This window comes from Roseovarius sp. D22-M7 (assembly GCF_037083785.1).
In the GTDB taxonomy this organism is placed as follows: Bacteria; Pseudomonadota; Alphaproteobacteria; order Rhodobacterales; family Rhodobacteraceae; genus Roseovarius.
On record NZ_JBAPKY010000014.1, the window covers coordinates 35,894 to 52,498 of the forward strand.

Consider the following 16,605-nt stretch of genomic DNA (forward strand, 5'->3'; position numbering starts at 1 on the left):
GTCGCGGCAGGGTTTCCTTGAACGAAGAAGGTAGATCCGATGACCGATCGACCACAGGCGCAGGGACTTGGCGAGACCGAGGAGGGTCAGCGCGGCGCGGGCCGGTTCACGTGGGCGTTGCGGGGGCTTGGCCTCGGGCTGGCGCTGCTGGTCTGGATCCTTCTGGGCAATGCCGAAGGGCTGAGCGGGGATGCCCGCGCCGTGGCGGCGGTCGCCACGCTGATGGCGGTCTGGTGGATGACCGAGGCGGTGCCGCTGCCGGCCACCTCGCTTTTGCCGATCGTGCTGTTGCCCGCGCTGACCGGCGCGACGGTGAGCGAGGCAACGGCGCCTTATGCAAGCTCGCTGGTGTTCCTGTTCCTCGGCGGTTTCCTGATCGCCATCGCGATGGAGAAATGGGAACTGCACCGCCGCATCGCGCTTCTGGTGCTGGAGCGCGTGGGCGTGTCGCCAAAGCGGATCGTGCTGGGCATGATGATCGCCACCGCCTTCCTGTCGATGTGGGTGTCCAATACCGCGACCACGCTGATGATGCTGCCCATCGGCCTGTCGGTCCTGGCGCTGGTGGTCGAGCGCAGTTCCGGCGCGCAGACCGGCGCGGATCTGCACGAGGATCTGAAAGGCGCCACGATTTCCGAGGCGGTCGCGGATCCGAATGTCAGGATGTTCGGGATCTGCCTGGTGCTGGCGATCGCGTGGTCGGCATCGATGGGCGGGCTTGGCACGCTTCTGGGGTCGCCGCCGAACGCCATCGTGGCGGGCTACGCCGCCGACGAGCTGGGCCGGCCGATCGGATTTCTCGAATGGATGATGCTGGGCGTGCCGCTCGCCGCGATCTTCATGCTGATCGGCTGGGCGTTGATGGTCAACGTGCTCTACCGTTTCAAGCTGGATGCGATCCCCGGCGGGCAGGAGATGATCCGCGGCCAGATCGACCAGCTCGGCCCGATGAGCCAGGCCGAGAAGATGGTCGCGGCGGTGTTCATCGGCGCGGCCTTCCTGTGGATCGTGCCGGGGCTGCTGGCGAATATCCCGGGCCTCGGGTTTCTCGACGCGTTCAACGACACCGCGATCGCCATCTTCGCGGGGCTGATGCTGTTCTTCCTGCCCGGGCGCGGGCGCCGCGAGATGGTCCTGACATGGAATGACGCAGAGCGCGGCCTGCCCTGGGGTGTGCTGCTGCTGTTCGGCGGCGGGCTGAGCCTGGCCAGCGGCGTCGCCTCATCCGGCCTCGACGACTGGTTCGGCGCGCAGGTCAGCGGGCTGGAGGGTCTGCCGACGATCCTTCTGATCGGGTCGGTGGTGCTGATCGTGCTGTTCCTGACCGAGATCACCTCGAACACCGCGACGGCGGCCACGTTCATCCCGGTGCTTGGCGGTGTCGCGGTCGGCATCGGGGCGGTGCCGTTGCAATTGTTGATCCCGGCGGCGTTTGCTGCGACCTGCGCCTTCATGCTGCCGGTGGGCACGCCGCCCAATGCCATCGTCTTTGGCACGGGCAAGGTGACCATCGGCCAGATGATCCGCGGCGGGGTGGTGCTGAACGTCGTGGGCGTGGTGCTGATCACCGGGCTGTTCTACCTTCTGGGCGGGCTGGTTCTGGGGATCTGAAGCTACGGGCCGTATGGTCGCGCCGTCACAGCAAGAAGGCGTGGATCACCACCCAGATCGACAGAATCATGCCGCATAGCAGCGTGTAAGCGCCGTTCCATATCAAGCCGACCCGCAATGCGCTGATCTTCGCGAACGACCCGATCAGCAGGGTGGTGGCGGTGAAGGGCGAGCTGGCGCCGCTCAGCGCCCAGCCGGCGGCGAGGGCCACGACGATGGCCGTCGGCGAAACGCCCAAGGCGTCCGCGCCGGGAATGAGCGGCGCGATCAGCGTCACCGCGAGGATCGGGTTCATGCCGATCTGCCCCGCCGCCGGGATGAGCCACACGAAGCTGACCAGGATCACCCAGGCCGGCAGCACCGACAGGTCCAGCCCGGCGCGCTGCATCAGCGGCCCCAGCAGGGCCGACCCGACGGTGCCGATATAGCCCGCCATCATCAGCAGCGTCAGTTCCTCGCGGTAGCCGGGCAGTTCCGTCAGCACGTAATCCCCCACCCGGCGCGCCACTGACCGGGCCGGGGCCTGCGCCCAGTGCTGGATCGTCAGCCATGCCAGCGCGATCAACGGCACGATGACCACGACCAACCCGACGATGCGCACATCACTGACCGCGTTGAGGCCAATCACGCTGACCACCAGCACGCCCAGCAGCCCCAGGAGCGGCAGCATCAGCGCCCAGGATCCTTCGGGCGGGGTACGCGGGGGTCGCACGGTCAAGCGCGGCTTGAACGCGGTATCCAGCCCCCAGCCGATCCCCGCCAGCAGCGCCGAGGTGACCAGCCCCGGCACCAGCGCCTGCGCCCAGCTTGCCCCCGGCACGACGCTGACCGAAATCGCCATCGCGAATGACAGCGGCGACCATGGCAGGGTGGACACGAACCCGCGCTGGATGGCCAGAAGCATCCGGCGGATGCGGTGGCCGCGGATCACCTCGTCGGGCTCGGCGCTGGCATTGGTCATCGCCAGCGCGCCCAGAAGCTGGATCGCGCCGTAATTGAGCAGCAGCGCAAATCCCTGCCCGCCGACGGTCAGCGCCGCGTAGCGCCGCCCCGGCGGCTGACCGGACAGGAACCGCCCCGCCGACTGTACGGCGGGCGAGGTCTGCGCCACGTTGCGCAATGTCGACAGCGCCGAGAAGAACGCGGCGATGAAGGCCGCCGCGCCCAGCCCGTCGAGAACCGGGCCCTGCCAGCCCTCGGTGCCCGCCGCGAGCGCCAGCGTCAGCGCCAGTGCCACCGCGGCGAAGGCCTTGCGCGACAGCCGGACCTGTGCTGCGAAAACGCCCAGCAAGAAGACCACGAGCACCGGCGTCGCCACCCCCGCCCATGCCGCGATGTGCCATTCGTCGAGGATCACCAGCCCGGTGATCGCAACCAGTGCGATCCCCGAGAGGCGATCGACCTGATGGCGTAGCCGCTTGACCATTCCTGCACACCCCGCGCCTCGTATCCGTTCCTTGTGACTGCGCAAGCGCGCGGCGGCAAGGGCAGGGCGGGCGTGCCGATCGTTGGCGGGACCAGCGTGGCCACCCGTGTCTCGGGGGTCGCAGCATGCGCGAGGACGCGAAATTGGAATTGACGCGCGCGCCCAGAAGCCGCATCACTGGGGCGTGAACGGTTTCCCCGTTCGATATCCGGCCGGGGAAGAAAAGAGGGAATGCGGTGCGATGCGCTGATGCGTCAAGACCGCGGCTGCCCCCGCAACTGTGAGCGACGAGCCCGGCTGAACATGCCACTGGAGAGATCCGGGAAGGCCAGTCCGGGCGATGATGCGCAAGCCAGGAGACCTGCCGGTCACGCAACGCAACCACGCAGCCGCCGGGTGGGGCGGCAAGGAGAGACATAAATGCATATCGAACCCGGGATAGTGGACGGCGCGAAGATGGCGCTGTCATATGGCACGGCCGCGGCCGCGGCGGGCTGGTCACTGAAACTGGTCGCCGACGACCTGTCCGACCACAACCCGAGATCCTTCGTCCTGCGCACGATCATCGCCGTGGTCATCACGCTGTTCTGCTTCGAGGTCCTGCCGCACCCGCCGATGGGCGTCAGTGAGGTGCACATGATCGTCGGCACGACCATGCTGCTGATCCTCGGCGTCGGGCCGGCGGCGGTCGGCATGGCCGCGGGCATGGCAATCCAGGGGATGATCTTTGCGCCGAGCGACCTGATGATGTACACCGTGAACCTCTCGACGCTGCTGTTCCCGCTTTTCGCCATCCACGAGATCGCCAAGCGCACGATCCCGGCCAAGAAGGCCTATGTCGATCTGAGCTACAACGAGGTGCTGCGGCTGTCGGTGGCGTTCCAGGGCGGAATCGTCCTGTGGGTGGCGTTTTGGGTTTTCTACGGACAGGGCTTTGCCGTCTGGTCGGACGTGGCGAGCTTCGGCGCGGCCTACATGCTGATCGTGTTGATCGAGCCGATTATCGATCTGGGCGCGCTGGCAGTGGCCAAGACGCTGCGGCGGTTCGAGGGCAGCGGCCTCTTCGTCAACCGCCTGCATCACCCGGCGGCGTAAGCCGCGTCAGGCCCGTCGCATCAGGTAAGTGTCCATGATCCAGCCGTGGCGCGTGCGCGCCACGGCTCTTTTATCGATGATGCGCGGTCCGGCCTCGGCAAGCGGGCCGGCCTCGAGCACTTGCTCGGGCATGCCGAGATAGGCCCCCCACCAGATATGGATGCCCGACGGGTCGAGATGCCGGAACGCGCAATTGCCGTCCAGCATGACGACAGCCGTGTCGGCCTCGCCCGGCCAGCCGTGATCGGTCAGCCGACGCCCGGTGGTCACCGTGACGGCGCCGTTGACGCTGTTGAACGGGATCGCGTGCGCGGCGGTCAGCGCCTGTAGCGCGGTGATCCCCGGCAGCACGCGCAGCCGCGGCGCGGGGTCCAGCCGCGCGGCGATGCGCAGCGTCGAATCGTAGAGCCCCGGATCGCCCCAGACCAGCAGCGCCACGGCGCCCTCGGGCTGGGCCGCCGCGATGGTGTCGGCCCAGATGGCCGCGATCTCGTCATGCCAGCGGGTGACGCGGGTGGCGTAGGGCAGGCTTTCGTCGCGGACCGGCATGTCGAACTCGACAACGCGTGCGGGGCTGTCGCAGGCGCGCAGGATGCTGTGGCGCAGATCCGCCAGATCCGCCTTGTCTGGCCCCTTGCGGGGCACCAGCACGAGGGCCGCGTCGCGCAGCGCCGCGCGCGCCTCGAGCGTGACATGGTCGGGGTTGCCGGTGCCGATCCCGATCAGCCACAGATCAATCATCGCCGTCCTGCCCGGCCAGCGAGCCGTACAATATGAGGGCAGGTTTCGTACCAATCCCGGTAGACAGGTCCGCGGCCAATGCTGCGACCGTGCTGCGCCGCGAGGCGGCCTCGGGCGTGCCCACGGATTCGGCGAGGATGGTGGGCGTGTCGGGCGACAGGCCCCGCGCGATCAGCGCAGCGGCGAGCGCCGGGAAGGTGCGCTTGCCCATGAAGACCACAGTGCAGGCGCGCGGATCGGCCAGCGCGTCGAGGTTCAGGTCGTCGGGCAACTGCCCGCCGGCATCGTGGCCGGTGACGAATTGCACGCGCCGCGCGGTCAGCCGCCGGGTCAGCGGGATGCCCAGATCGGCGGCGGCGGCGAAGGGCGAGGCGATGCCGGGGATGATCTCGAACCCGATCCCGGCCTCGCGCAGCGCGATCAGCTCTTCCTCCAGCCGTCCGAAAAGCCCGCCATCGCCGGATTTCAGCCGCACGATGCGCTGCCCGCCGCGCGCGTAATCCACCAGCAGGCGGCTGACATGGTGCTGCCGCGGCGAGGGGCGACCGGCGCGCTTGCCGACCCCGACAAGGTCTGCGCCGGTCCGTGCGTAGGACAGGATCGGCCCCGACGACAGGTCGTCGTAAAGCACCGCGTCGGCGCGTTTCAGCCGGTCCGCGGCCTTGAGCGTCAGAAGCTCCGGGTCGCCCGGACCCGAACCCACGAAGCTGACGAAACCCGTGCCGCTCACGTCGTCTCCTCCGCGATCAGGTGGAAGAACGTGCCGGTCACGTGGCCCCGGCAGGACCCGGTCTCTGGGACCTCCGTGCCGTCGGCATCGGCGACATTTGCGAGTGGCGCGTCGGGCTGATCGACGATGCTGCAATAGTGAAACTCGTGCCCGCGCAGGACCGCGCCCGGCGCGTGGCCCGGCATCGGGGCGGCGAGCACGGCGCGCCGGTAGCCGAGGTGGAACTTGCGCGTTTCGTAAGAGGTGACCAGCCCCAGAAGGCACGCCATCTCGTGCCGGGTTCCCTGCTTGTCGATCAGGCCTGCGCCAAGCGCCATGTAGCCGCCGCATTCGCCATGCACGGGTTTCGTCGCCGCATGGGTGCGCAGCCCGGTCAGGAACGTGGTCGCGGCGGCGAGACGCCCGGCATGCAGTTCGGGGTAGCCGCCCGGCAGCCAGACCAGATCCGCCGAGGGATCGGGCGGCTCGTCGGCCAGCGGCGAGAATGGCAGGATCTCGGCCCCGGCGTCGCGCCAGCCGGCAAGGATATGCGGGTAGGTGAAGGAAAACGCGGCGTCCTGCGCCAGCGCAATGCGCTGTGCGGGCGGGGCGGGCAGCCGGCCCTCGACCGGCGCGGCGCCGCCGCGCGCGGCGGCGCGGATGGCGTCCAGATCAACATGCGCGCGCAGGAATTCGGCATAGCCGGCAATCGCCGCGTCGAGATCGGGATGCTCGACCGCCTGGATAAGGCCGAGATGGCGTTCGGGCAGGGTCAGGTCGCCGCGCCGCGGCAGCACGCCCAGCACCGGCACGCCCGCGCGGTCCATCCCGGCGCGTGTCAGCCGCTCGTGCCGGGGGCTGGCCACGCGGTTGAGAATCACGCCGGCCACGCGCAGATCGGGGTCGTAGGTGGCAAAGCCGAGCGCCGAGGCCGCCGCCGATTGCGCCTGCCCGCTGACATCGAGCACGAGGATCACCGGCCAGCCCATCGCCTTGGCGGTCTCCGCGCTTGAGCCGAACCCGGCCAGCCCGCGCGTGGCGACGCCGTCGAACAGCCCCATCGACCCTTCGGCGAGGCACAGATCCGCCCCCTTGGCGTGATGCGCGATGGCGCTAAAAAGCGCCTGGTTCATCGCCCAGGTTTCGAGGTTGAACGACGCCCGCCCGCTCGCCGCGCGGTGAAAGGCCGGGTCGATGTAATCGGGGCCGGACTTGAAGGGCTGCACGCACACCCCGTCATCGCTGAGGGCGCGCAGCAGCCCCAGCATCACCGTGGTCTTGCCGGTCCCCGAGGCCGGGGCGGACACCATCAGGCCCGGCGGCCATGCGCCTTGGGTCTCAGTCATCATGCTCGCTCCAATCGGCCCAGGGGCTGTCGGCCGATTGCGGCCGGTAGCGGCGGTCGTAATCGGCGGCGTAAAGTCGGCTTTCGTCGAAATCCGACGACGCCAGCGCCCGCCCGACAAGGATCAGCGCGGTGCGCGAGATGCCCTCGGGCATCTGGTCCGCGACGGTGCTGAGCGTGGCGCGCACGACCCGCTCATCCGGCCAGCTCGCGCGCCAGACCACCGCCACCGGGCAATCAGGACCGTAATGCGGGATCAGATCGGCGGTGACCGTGTCGAGGTTCTGGATCGACAGGTGAATGGCCAGCGTCGCGCCGGTCGCGCCGAAGGCGGCCAGAGTCTCGCCCGCGGGCATCGACGAGGCGCGGCCCGGCGTGCGCGTAAGCACCACCGATTGCGCGACGCCCGGCAGGGTCAGCTCGGCCCCGAGCGTGGCGGCGGCGGCCGAAAACGACGGCACTCCGGGGGTGACGGTGTAGGCGATGCCCATGTCCTTCAGCCGGCGGATCTGTTCGCCCATCGCCGACCAGACCGACATATCGCCCGAATGCAGCCGTGCGACGTCCTGGCCCGCCGCATGGGCCGCGGCGATCTCGGCCATGATCGCGTCGAGGTCCATCGGCGCGGTGTTGAGCACCCGCGCGCCCGGCGGGCAATGGCCCAACACCGCCTCGGGCACCAGCGATCCGGCATAAAGACAGACCGGGCAGGCGGCGATCAGGTCGCGCCCGCGCAGCGTCAGAAGGTCGGGCGCGCCGGGGCCTGCGCCGATGAAATGTACCGTCATGGGTCTTTTCCTTCCGCAAGTGCGCAGGTCGCCATCCCGTCGCCGGAGATCACGCGCGGGGCGACGATCCGGGCCTCTGGTCCGGCTGCGGCCAGCGCCGCGGCCTCGGCCACGCTGCCGGTGCCGTGCGCCGCCTGCGAGGCGTGTGACCGGGTGGGGGTGTGCTGTGCCGTCAGGCGCGCGGTGTCAACAGCGTGTATCGGCAGGCCGAGGGCCTGTGCCAGTGCGCAAAGCGGCGCGGCCCCGGCCTTGTCGGCGGCGGTGGCTAGCGCGACGAGGGTGGGGCCCGCGCCCGTCCTCGCGCGCGCAAGGTCCAGCGCATCGCGCAGGCTGGCAGTCGTGGCCGCCGCGCGAAATCCGAAGCCCGCCGCGATCACAGCACGACCCGCCATTGCACAACCGGGCGCGCCGGCGTCCAGCCGCGCATCCGTCCCAGCGGCGCGGCATCCGCCAGCTCTATCCGCATTAGGTCGCCGCCGAGCCGCCCGGACCAGTCGGTCAGCACCGATTCCGAGCCAAGCGTTACCGCATGCGCGACAAGCCGCGTGCCGGCGGCAAGGCGCGCGTACAGGTCGAGCAGCAGCGCCTCGGACAGGCCGCCGCCGATGAACACCGCATCCGGGGCCGGCAGCCCCGAAAGGGCCTCGGGCGCCGTGCCCTCGACGACCCTCATCCGGTGGTCGAGGCCGAAGGTCTCGGCATTCTCGCGGATTCGTGCCGCGCGGTCGCTGCGCGTCTCGATGCTGGTGGCGCGGCATCGCGGATGCGACAGGCACCATTCCACGGAAATCGAGCCAGAGCCGCCGCCGATATCCCACAAGACCTCGCCCGGCCGCGGGGCCAGCGCCGATAGCGCCAGCGCGCGCACCGGCCGCTTGGTGATCTGCCCGTCCGACGCAAAGAAATCGTCCAAAAGGCCCGAGGCGCGGGGCAGGGCGGGTCCCGATCCCGCAACCTCGATGGCGACCGCGACGGGACGCACGAAGGCGGTATCCGGGAGGGCATCGGCGCGGGCATCGGTGATCCGCTCGCGCGGGCCGCCAAGGGCCTCGAGCACTGTCAGAGGGCTGTCGCCAAAACCTTGATCCGAAAGATACGCCGCCAGATCTGTCACCGCCGCACCGTCGCGCAGCAGTACGATGATACGCTCGCCGGGGGCGAGATGTGGGCGCAGCCGCGCCAGCGGGGCGGCGTGCAGCCCGAGGCACAGCGTGCTTTCGAGCGGCCAGCCAAGGCGGCTTGCGGCGTGCGAGAAGGTCGAGGGTGCGGGCAGCGCCTGCCATTCGGTTCGCTCAAACGCGCGCACGATCACAGATCCCGCGCCGAACCAGAACGGATCGCCCGAGACCAGCGCCACGACGCGCCGCCCACGGTACTCCCGCAGGATCTTCAACCCGTCGGCAAAGGGCACCGGCCATTCGACCCGGCTTGCATCCAGATCTGGCAGCAGCGACAAGTGACGCGGCGGCCCCATCACGATTTCCGCCTCGTGCAGCGCGCGCAGGCTTGCGGGCGGCAGCCCGTCGGGGCCATCCTCGCCCAGACCCAGGATCGTCAGCCACGGAAGATCAGCCATGCGCCCGAACCTTCTGATCCTCGCCGGTACGACAGAGGCAACGGCGCTGGCCCGCGCCGTGGCGGATCGCGGCCTTCAGGCCACGCTGTCCTTCGCCGGCCGTGTGGCGCACCCGGCCGACCAGCCCCTGCCGCGCCGCGTCGGCGGGTTCGGCGGGGTTCCGGGGCTGAAGGCCTATTTGCACGCCGCACGCGTCACCCATGTGATCGACGCGACGCATCCTTTCGCCGCGCAGATGAGCCGCAATGCCGCCGCTGCCTGTGCCGAGGTCGGCGTGCCCCTGCTGACGCTGACGCGCCCGCCCTGGACGCCGCAAGCGGGCGATGACTGGATCCGGGTGGCGGACATCGCGGGGGCCGTCGCGGCGCTCGACCGCCCGCGAACGCGGGTGATGCTGGCCGTGGGGCGCATGCATCTGGCCGATTTCGCGCCCAACCCGCAGCACGCCTACCTTTTGCGGCTGGTCGATCCGCCGGACGGCCCCTTGCCCCTGCCCGAGGCCGAGGTGGTGGTGGATCGCGGGCCGTTCACCGCAGACGCGGACCGCGCGCTGATCGTGCGGCATGGCACGCAACTGGTGGTGTCCAAGAATTCCGGCGGCAGCGGGGCCTATGCCAAGATCGCCGCGGCGCGCGCGCTCGGCCTGCCGGTGGTGATGATCGACCGCCCGGAAACCCCGGCGCGGGCCGAGGTGCATGATGTCGCGGCGGCGCTCGACTGGTTGGCTCATACCGGCACCGATCGCGGGGTGTAGACCAGTGGCGGGCCGTCGCGCGCGATGACCCGGGTCGCCGACGAGCCGATCAGCACCACGGTGCGCATGTCGGCCATTTCGGGCGCGGCCTCCGACAACGGCACGACGCGCAGCGCTTCCTCGGGGGTCGAGACGGCGCGCGCGAAGATCATCACGCGGTCGGGCGCGCAGGTCTGCCGCAATAGATCCAGTGCGCGCGCAAACCCTTCAGGCCGCGCGGTCGAGCGGGGGTTGTAGAGCGCGATAGCGAAATCGGCCTCGACTGCCAAGCGCAGCCGTTTCTCGATCACCGCCCACGGCTTGAGGTTGTCGCTGAGATTAATGGCGCAGAAATCATGCCCAAGCGGCGCGCCCGCGCGGGCGGCGGCGGCGAGCATCGCGGTGATGCCGGGCAGCACCCGGATGTCGAGGTCGCGCCATTGCCGCGGGCCGGCCTCGACCGCCTCGAACACCGCCGAGGCCATGGCGAAGACGCCGGGGTCACCGGAACTGACGACCACGACGCGGCGCCCCTCGGCCGCCAGCGACAGGGCGTGTTGCGCGCGGTCGATCTCGACCCGGTTGTCGCTGGCGTGCTTCACCAGCCCCGGACGATCCGCAACGCGCGCGACATAAGGGATGTAGCCGACGATATCCGTGGCCGCGGCGAGCTCCGCCGACACCTCTGGCGTGACTAGCGCGTCGTCGCCCGGACCGAGGCCGGCGATGACCAGCGTCCCGCTCATGGCCGTCGCCCTTGCCCGTGCACGATGACGATCGAGAAATAGGGCACCGTGCGGTCGCCGGCCTCAGCCAGCGGGATGACCTTCTCCTCGGCCATGCTGGCGCATTCCACCAGCCACGCGGCCTCGAGCCGGCCGGCGGCGGCGAGGGCGGCGCGCACCTTGGGCAGCAGACGCCCGATCTTCATCACAACGATGGCATCGGCATCGGCCATGCGGCGGGTGAGGTCGGCCTCGGGCAGGGTGCCCATCAGCACCGTCAGCACGTCGTCGCCCCAGGTCACCGGCAGCCCCGTTGCCGTCCAGGCCGCCGACATGCCGGTGATGGCGGGCACGACCTTGACGGGCACGTCGTCGCGCAGCCTTGTGTAGAGATGCATGAACGAGCCGTAGAAGAACGGATCGCCTTCGCACAGGACCACGACGTCGGTGCCGTTCTGGGCGAGGGCGCGCAGACGCGACGCCACGTCCGTATAGAAGGCCGACAGGCACGCGGCATAGGCGGGGTCGTGCAGCGGGATCTCGGTGGTGACGGGGTATTCCATCGCGATCTCGACCGCATCGGCGCGTAGCATCCCCTCGACGCTGCTGCGCGCGCGTCCGCGGCGGCCCGCCTTGCGGAAGTATGCCACGTGGCTCGCGCCGCGCAGCAGCCGGTCGGCGCGCACGCTCATCAGGTCGGGGTCGCCGGGGCCAAGGCCGACGCCGTGGATCGTGCCGGGCAGGGTCGCGCCGCTCATTCCGCGCGGCTCGCGATGGCGTTGATGGCGGCGACGGTGATCGCGCTGCCGCCCAGTCGGCCCTCGACGATGACGCAGGGCGCCGGTTGCGCCGCCCAAAGCGCGGCCTTCGATTCGGCGGCGCCGACAAAGCCCACCGGACAGCCGATGATCGCCGCCGGGCGCGGGCAGGCGGGATCCTCGAGCATCTCCAGCAGGTGAAAGAGCGCCGTGGGTGCATTGCCGATCGCGACCAGCGCGCCCGCGAGGTGCGGGCGCCACAGTTCGAGCGCTGCGGCCGAGCGCGTCGTGCCGAGCTTTGCGGCCAGCGCGGGCACCTCGCCGTCCCGCAGCGTGCAGATCACCGGGTTGCCTGCGGGCAGGCGCTTGCGGGTCACGCCCTCGCTTACCATCCGCGCGTCGCACAGCACCGGCGCGCCGGTCTCGAGTGCTGTGCGCGCGGCGGGGACCATGCCGGGCGAGACGCGGATATGCGCCTCGAGCCCGACCATCCCGGCGGCATGGATCATGCGCACCGCGATCTGCTCGGAGTCGGCGTCGAAACGCGCAAGATCGGCTTCGGCCCGGATCGTGGCAAAGCTTTCCGCGTAGATCGCGGCGCCGTCGGTTTCATAGGTGTAGGGCATGGTCTATTCCCGAACCGCTTGCGTGATCTGCGCTGGCGCGAGGCCGCGTCGCGCGGGGTCATCCCATGCCCGCCCGCCGCGGACAAGATCGAAGGCGCCGCAGCGACCCACCAGCGTCAGATCCGCCGGCGCGGGATGCGAGCAGCCCTTGGCGCAGCCCGAGACGTGCAGCGTTTTGCCCGTCGGCAGCGCTTGGGCAAGGCGGCGGGCCAGCGCGCGCGTCTCGACACTGGCCTGGTTGCAGCCCGGCGCCCCGGTGCAGGCGGTGACGCGCAGCAGCGGGTCGCCGGGGTGGGTGAGCAGTCCGGGGGTGTCCGAGAATTGCCCGAGATCCCCGATCCCCGGCAGAAAGACCATGCGCCACGGGGTGATACGCAGAACCGAAGCCCCCGCGCGGGCGAGGGCGCGCAGCGCATCGGCTTCGAGCTGTCCGAACGCGGCGGCGACACAGGCCCCGTCCGGCCCCGTCCCGGGGTGCGCGGGCGGCCCCGGCGGGTTGGGCACAAGATCGCCCGTCAGCTCCGGCGGCAGTACCGCGCCCGCGGTAAGGTGGCGGGCCATGCGCCCGCGCCCGTCCGGCCCGACGCCGCCCGAGGCGAGGAACCAATGCGCGAGATCCGTGGCCATGGCCACGGCCTCGGCGGTGCTGGCCGCACGCCGCCCGGTCGCGTGGCCATCGGCGCGCAGGATGAGGTCGTCGCCCTGCGCCTCGATGCGGAGGTCGCCGCTGACGCCCGAAAGCCGCCGCCGGGGACCGGCATCGACCACGAAGCCGAATTTCGAGGGCAAGCCGGCAAGACCGGGATCCTGCAGCGCCTTTGCCAGCCCCTCGGCCACCTGCGTCTGCCGGTCGTCGCTCGCATGCGACCGGAACGGATCGAGCACGATGTTGCGCCGCCCCTCGGCCGCTACATCGGGGTCGAGCAGGCCGAGCGTGGCAAGCCCGGCGATTAGCGGCGCGTGCGCGGCCTCGGTCACGCCGCGGATCTGCAGGTTGGCGCGGCTGGTCAGTTCCACGATGCCGTTGCCGTGGCGCGCCGCCAGATCGGCCAGCCCGCGCGCTTGATCGGGGGTCAGCTGCCCCAAAGCTGGGCGCACCCGCACCACCAGCCCGTCGCCCGAGGCCATGGGGCGGTGCGCGCCCGGGCACCAGCCGCGGATCCGTGCCGCTCTCATGTCTCGACCTCGAGCGTGGCAAGGATCGAATTGCGCTGCGACTGCCACAGCCCGGCCTCGTGCAAGGCGGCGAACCGGGCGCGCATGGCCTGCAGCGCCTCGGGATTGGCCTCTTGCAGGAAGGCGGTGACGCCGGCGTCGCCCAGCGTCGCCTCGTGGTAGAGATCGAAGAGATGCGCAGGGACAACGCCCGCGAGATGCGCGAAGGCGGCCATGTTTTCCAGCGTCGCCGCGATCTCGGCCCCGCCGCGAAAGCCGTGACGCCGCATGCCGGCGATCCAGTTGGGATTGGCCGCGCGCGCCTGCACGACGCGGGCGATTTCCTCGGTCAGGCCGCGCGCGCGGGGGCGGGCCGGGTCTGTGTTGTCGAGGTGGTAGAGCCGTGCAGCCCCCCCGGTGATCGCCTGCGCGGCGGCAAAGCCCCCCTCGTGGCTCGCGTAATCCTCGGCCAGCAGCAGGTCGGTCTCGGGCAGGTCCTGCGGATGCACGAAGGCATCCGCCGCCGCGATGCGGGCGTGCAGGCCGGCGCTGTCCTTCTGGCTGTGATCCCCGTCGAGCGCCCAGGATGACGCGGCGAGCCACGCAGCACCAGCCGCCTCGCGGCCCGCGTCGGAATACTCGGCCAGATGCGCGCCGAGGCCCACGCCGTAGCGCCCGGGTTCGGGGCCGTAGACGCGTGCGGTCTCAAGGCCGGCATAGGGGTTCCAGTCGGGCGCCTCGTCGCGCGCGGACAGCGCCCGCACCGCCTGCTGGAACAGCGCCGAGAGCGTCGGGAAGACGTCGCGGAAAAGGCCCGAGACGCGCAAGGTCACGTCGATGCGCGGGCGGTCGAGTTCCGCGATCGGCAGCACCTCGACGCCCGAGACGCGTTCGGACCCCTCGTCCCAGACCGGCCGCACGCCCAGAAGCGCCAGAGCCATCGCGAATTCCTCGCCGGCGGTGCGCATCGTCGCCGACCCCCAGAGATCGACGACCAACCCGCACGGCCAGTCCCCCTCGTCCTGCAGGTGGCGGCGGATCAGTTCCTCGGCCAGTGACTGGCCCTGTCGGTAGGCGGCGCGCGTCGGCACGCTGCGTGGATCGGTGGTGAAGAGGTTGCGCCCGGTGGGCAGCACATCCGTGCGCCCGCGCCACGGCGAGCCCGACGGACCGGGCGCGATCCACCGCCCGTCGAGCGCATCGAGAAGCGCCTGCCGCTCGCCTGCGACCGAGGCGTGCGTGTCGAACGTGCCACCCGCGCCCTCGGGCGCGCGACCCCAGACATGCAGCCCGTCGCCGAACTGGCTTTCCTTGACGTCGCAGACGAAGCGGTCGATCCGGGTGATCGCCTCGGCGGGGCAGGACGCGGTGTCGAGCCCGAGCTCGGATTCGACGCCCAGCGTCTGCGCCTCGGCCCGGATATCGCCGATCAGTCGGTCGCGGCGCCTCGGGTCGAGCCCGTCGGCATTCGAAAACTCGTCGAGCAGCGCCTCGAGCCGGGTCAGCCGCTGCGGCGTTTGCGAGGCCTTCATGGGGGGTGGCACATGCCCCAGCGTCACCGCCCCGATGCGGCGCTTGGCCTGCGCGGCCTCGCCCGGATCGTTGACGATGAACGGGTAGATCACCGGCAGGTCGCCCACCAGCGCCTCAGGCCAGCAGTCCCGCGACAGCGCCACGGATTTGCCCGGCAGCCATTCCAGCGTGCCATGCGCGCCCACATGCACCAGCGCCTGCGCCTGCGATTGCAGCCAGAGGTAGAAGGCGACATAGGCGTGCCGCGGGACGCGGCCCAGGTCGTGATACTCGTCCTCGCGGGCCTTCGGCGTGCCGCGTTCGGGTTGCAGCGCCACCAGCGCCTGTCCGCGCCGCAGGGCCCGGAACAAAAAGCCGTCGGCGGTGGCGTCGGCGTCGGTTTCCGGCGCGCCCCAGGCGGCGTGCAGATCGTAGCGCAGGGTTTGCGGCAGGGTCGCGAGCGCGGCCTTGTAGTCTTCCATTGGCCAAAGGATTCGGGCCTCGGGCAGAGCGCGGGCCAAAGGCGCGACATCGGGGATGGTGTGGCCGGCGTCGCGCAGGTCGTCCAGCATCGCCTCGGCCGAGGCGAGCGCGTCGAGGCCCACCGCATGCGCCATGTTCCAGTCGCGCCCGGGATAGGTCGACAGAACCAGCGCCGGGCGGCGCTGCGCCGCCGGGGTCGCCGCCAGCCGGTGCCACGCCGCGACGCGGCCCGCGATTGCCTCGACCCGGTCCGCCACGGGCTGATGGACGAAGCGCGAGAATTCGAGATGTGGATCCCGCTCTGTCGGTTGTTTGAAGGACGCGACGCCGGCGAAAAGCCGGCCGTCCACCTCTGGCAGGACCACGTGCATCGCGAGATCGGCGGGCGAGAGGCCGCGCGCGGCCTCGGCCCAGGCATCACGGCTGGAGGTGGCCAGCGCCACCTGGAAGACCGGCACCCCGCCCGCGTCGAGCGGTGAGCGCCCGGCGTCGCCGCGCCCCGAGAACGAGGTCGCGTTGACGATCGCCGCCGGGCGCAGATGCGCGACCTGGCGTTGCAGCCACATCCGCGCATCCGGCGCCTTCAGCGAGGGGGCGAACAGCCCCAGCACCCGGAACCCGCGCGCGCGCAGCGCCTTGAACAGTGCCTCAACCGGGGCGAGATCCGCCGCAACCAGATACGAGCGGTAGAAGGTGACCAGAACCAGCGGGCCGGTCGCGCCCAGCACGCTGGGCACCGGGCAGGCGACCCCGTCCTCGGGCGTCCACGCGCCCACCTGCGGCAGCGATTTCGCGCCCTTGACCGGCCCGGCGTAAAGCCCGGCGGCCAGCGCCATCTGCGCCAGCGCCGCCTGTGTCGCGACCGCCCCGCCCACGTCGCAGAGATGCGCGAGCCGCCGCAGAGTCGAGAGCGGCACGGTCGAGACCTCGTCGAGCCTTGCGTCGGGCCGCCCGTCCGCCGGCAGCACCGCCAGCGCGATACCGCGCGCGCGCGCCAACTCTGCCACCTGTTGCAGGCCGTATTCCCAGTAGGGCGTGCCGCCGATCAGCCGTACGAGGATCCCCTTGGCATGGCGCAATGTCGCCTCGATATAGGTGTCGACCGACAGCGGGTGTTTCAGCGCCGCGATATTGGCCAGCCGCAGCGAGGGCATCCGCGCATCGGGTCCGCCGCCGCGATGCCAGGCTGCGGCGAACGCCCCTAGGTCACTGTCAGACAGCGACAGCACCACGAGATCGGCGGGGCTTTGCCCCAGATCCGTGGGCGTGTCGGTCTCGTCCAGCCCGTGGCTTTCGCGGAAGATCACATGCATGGCGGCGCC

The 16,605-nt window shown here is 70.7% G+C and carries 15 protein-coding genes and 1 riboswitch; of the genes, 3 read left to right on the plus strand and 12 right to left on the minus strand.

All coding sequences use genetic code 11. The annotated features are described in order from the left end of the window. The first annotated feature begins 39 nt into the window (after window positions 1–39). Window positions 40–1,611 carry an SLC13 family permease gene (locus V8324_RS08515; RefSeq protein WP_336419507.1) on the plus strand — a complete coding sequence of 524 codons (1,572 nt, stop codon included), beginning with the start codon at window positions 40–42 and terminating at the stop codon, window positions 1,609–1,611. Window positions 1,612–1,636: 25 nt separating this feature from the next. On the opposite strand, the gene V8324_RS08520 is transcribed toward V8324_RS08515, so the two are convergent. After that, the gene (locus V8324_RS08520; protein ID WP_336419508.1) at window positions 1,637–3,037 is read right to left on the minus strand and encodes a hypothetical protein; all 1,401 of its coding nucleotides are present in this window, start codon (window positions 3,035–3,037) and stop codon (window positions 1,637–1,639) included. Window positions 3,038–3,209: 172 nt separating this feature from the next. Further along, a riboswitch (cobalamin riboswitch) is annotated at window positions 3,210–3,420 on the plus strand. 37 nt (window positions 3,421–3,457) lie between these two features. On the opposite strand from V8324_RS08520, the gene V8324_RS08525 reads away from it, so the two are divergent. Then, window positions 3,458–4,132: an energy-coupling factor ABC transporter permease gene (locus V8324_RS08525; protein ID WP_336419509.1), complete on the plus strand. Its 675-nt coding sequence runs from the start codon at window positions 3,458–3,460 to the stop codon at window positions 4,130–4,132. A 6-nt stretch (window positions 4,133–4,138) separates the two neighbouring features. Here the strand turns inward: V8324_RS08525 and cobF are convergent, their stop codons facing one another. The 6 genes from cobF to cbiE are packed head-to-tail and all read right to left on the minus strand — an operon-like array spanning window position 4,139 to window position 9,291. Continuing rightward, window positions 4,139–4,873 (minus strand): precorrin-6A synthase (deacetylating), encoded by a 735-nt coding sequence (gene cobF, locus V8324_RS08530; protein ID WP_336419510.1) that lies wholly within the window; start codon window positions 4,871–4,873, stop codon window positions 4,139–4,141. Beyond that, window positions 4,866–5,603 carry a uroporphyrinogen-III C-methyltransferase gene (gene cobA / locus V8324_RS08535; RefSeq protein WP_336419511.1) on the minus strand — a complete coding sequence of 246 codons (738 nt, stop codon included), beginning with the start codon at window positions 5,601–5,603 and terminating at the stop codon, window positions 4,866–4,868. Before cobA ends, cobF begins: the two co-directional genes overlap by 8 nt. Further along, window positions 5,600–6,928: a cobyrinate a,c-diamide synthase gene (locus V8324_RS08540; RefSeq protein WP_336419512.1), complete on the minus strand. Its 1,329-nt coding sequence runs from the start codon at window positions 6,926–6,928 to the stop codon at window positions 5,600–5,602. The genes cobA and V8324_RS08540 overlap by 4 nt, the downstream gene beginning before the upstream one ends. Continuing rightward, window positions 6,921–7,715 (minus strand): precorrin-4 C(11)-methyltransferase, encoded by a 795-nt coding sequence (gene cobM, locus V8324_RS08545; protein WP_336419513.1) that lies wholly within the window; start codon window positions 7,713–7,715, stop codon window positions 6,921–6,923. The genes V8324_RS08540 and cobM overlap by 8 nt, the downstream gene beginning before the upstream one ends. Then, entirely contained in the window at window positions 7,712–8,092 is a 381-nt protein-coding gene (locus V8324_RS08550; protein ID WP_336419545.1) for a cobalamin biosynthesis protein, read from the minus strand. The genes cobM and V8324_RS08550 overlap by 4 nt, the downstream gene beginning before the upstream one ends. Continuing rightward, entirely contained in the window at window positions 8,089–9,291 is a 1,203-nt protein-coding gene (gene cbiE / locus V8324_RS08555; protein WP_336419514.1) for a precorrin-6y C5,15-methyltransferase (decarboxylating) subunit CbiE, read from the minus strand. The genes V8324_RS08550 and cbiE overlap by 4 nt, the downstream gene beginning before the upstream one ends. On the opposite strand from cbiE, the gene V8324_RS08560 reads away from it, so the two are divergent. After that, complete coding sequence (locus V8324_RS08560) at window positions 9,290–10,045, plus strand: cobalt-precorrin-6A reductase (RefSeq protein ID WP_336419515.1); 756 nt, start codon at window positions 9,290–9,292, stop codon at window positions 10,043–10,045. The genes cbiE and V8324_RS08560 overlap by 2 nt on opposite strands. Here V8324_RS08560 and cobJ read toward each other — a convergent pair. From cobJ to cobN, 5 genes are read right to left on the minus strand one after another with little or no spacing between them, the layout of a single operon-like run. Beyond that, window positions 10,018–10,770, minus strand: a complete 753-nt coding sequence (cobJ, locus tag V8324_RS08565) for a precorrin-3B C(17)-methyltransferase (RefSeq protein WP_336419516.1) — start codon at window positions 10,768–10,770, stop codon at window positions 10,018–10,020. The two genes, V8324_RS08560 and cobJ, sit on opposite strands and share 28 nt — an antisense overlap. Next, window positions 10,767–11,507 (minus strand): precorrin-2 C(20)-methyltransferase, encoded by a 741-nt coding sequence (locus V8324_RS08570; protein ID WP_336419517.1) that lies wholly within the window; start codon window positions 11,505–11,507, stop codon window positions 10,767–10,769. Before V8324_RS08570 ends, cobJ begins: the two co-directional genes overlap by 4 nt. Next, window positions 11,504–12,133: a precorrin-8X methylmutase gene (locus tag V8324_RS08575; RefSeq protein WP_336419518.1), complete on the minus strand. Its 630-nt coding sequence runs from the start codon at window positions 12,131–12,133 to the stop codon at window positions 11,504–11,506. Before V8324_RS08575 ends, V8324_RS08570 begins: the two co-directional genes overlap by 4 nt. Window positions 12,134–12,136: 3 nt before the next feature. Further along, window positions 12,137–13,309 carry a precorrin-3B synthase gene (gene cobG / locus V8324_RS08580; RefSeq protein ID WP_336419519.1) on the minus strand — a complete coding sequence of 391 codons (1,173 nt, stop codon included), beginning with the start codon at window positions 13,307–13,309 and terminating at the stop codon, window positions 12,137–12,139. After that, entirely contained in the window at window positions 13,306–16,596 is a 3,291-nt protein-coding gene (gene cobN, locus V8324_RS08585) for a cobaltochelatase subunit CobN (protein ID WP_336419520.1), read from the minus strand. The genes cobG and cobN overlap by 4 nt, the downstream gene beginning before the upstream one ends. Window positions 16,597–16,605 lie beyond the last annotated feature (9 nt).

What these genes read in the sequence shown, in the direction of transcription:
- V8324_RS08515 (WP_336419507.1), top strand. Translation starts at nt 40, where the DNA reads ATGACCGATCGACCACAGGCGCAGGGACTTGGCGAGACCGAGGAGGGT.
- V8324_RS08520 (WP_336419508.1), bottom strand. Translation starts at nt 3,037, where the DNA reads ATGGTCAAGCGGCTACGCCATCAGGTCGATCGCCTCTCGGGGATCGCA.
- V8324_RS08525 (WP_336419509.1), top strand. Translation starts at nt 3,458, where the DNA reads ATGCATATCGAACCCGGGATAGTGGACGGCGCGAAGATGGCGCTGTCA.
- cobF (WP_336419510.1), bottom strand. Translation starts at nt 4,873, where the DNA reads ATGATTGATCTGTGGCTGATCGGGATCGGCACCGGCAACCCCGACCAT.
- V8324_RS08540 (WP_336419512.1), bottom strand. Translation starts at nt 6,928, where the DNA reads ATGACTGAGACCCAAGGCGCATGGCCGCCGGGCCTGATGGTGTCCGCC.
- cobM (WP_336419513.1), bottom strand. Translation starts at nt 7,715, where the DNA reads ATGACGGTACATTTCATCGGCGCAGGCCCCGGCGCGCCCGACCTTCTG.
- V8324_RS08560 (WP_336419515.1), top strand. Translation starts at nt 9,290, where the DNA reads ATGCGCCCGAACCTTCTGATCCTCGCCGGTACGACAGAGGCAACGGCG.
- cbiE (WP_336419514.1), bottom strand. Translation starts at nt 9,291, where the DNA reads ATGGCTGATCTTCCGTGGCTGACGATCCTGGGTCTGGGCGAGGATGGC.
- cobJ (WP_336419516.1), bottom strand. Translation starts at nt 10,770, where the DNA reads ATGAGCGGGACGCTGGTCATCGCCGGCCTCGGTCCGGGCGACGACGCG.
- V8324_RS08570 (WP_336419517.1), bottom strand. Translation starts at nt 11,507, where the DNA reads ATGAGCGGCGCGACCCTGCCCGGCACGATCCACGGCGTCGGCCTTGGC.
- V8324_RS08575 (WP_336419518.1), bottom strand. Translation starts at nt 12,133, where the DNA reads ATGCCCTACACCTATGAAACCGACGGCGCCGCGATCTACGCGGAAAGC.
- cobG (WP_336419519.1), bottom strand. Translation starts at nt 13,309, where the DNA reads ATGAGAGCGGCACGGATCCGCGGCTGGTGCCCGGGCGCGCACCGCCCC.
- cobN (WP_336419520.1), bottom strand. Translation starts at nt 16,596, where the DNA reads ATGCATGTGATCTTCCGCGAAAGCCACGGGCTGGACGAGACCGACACG.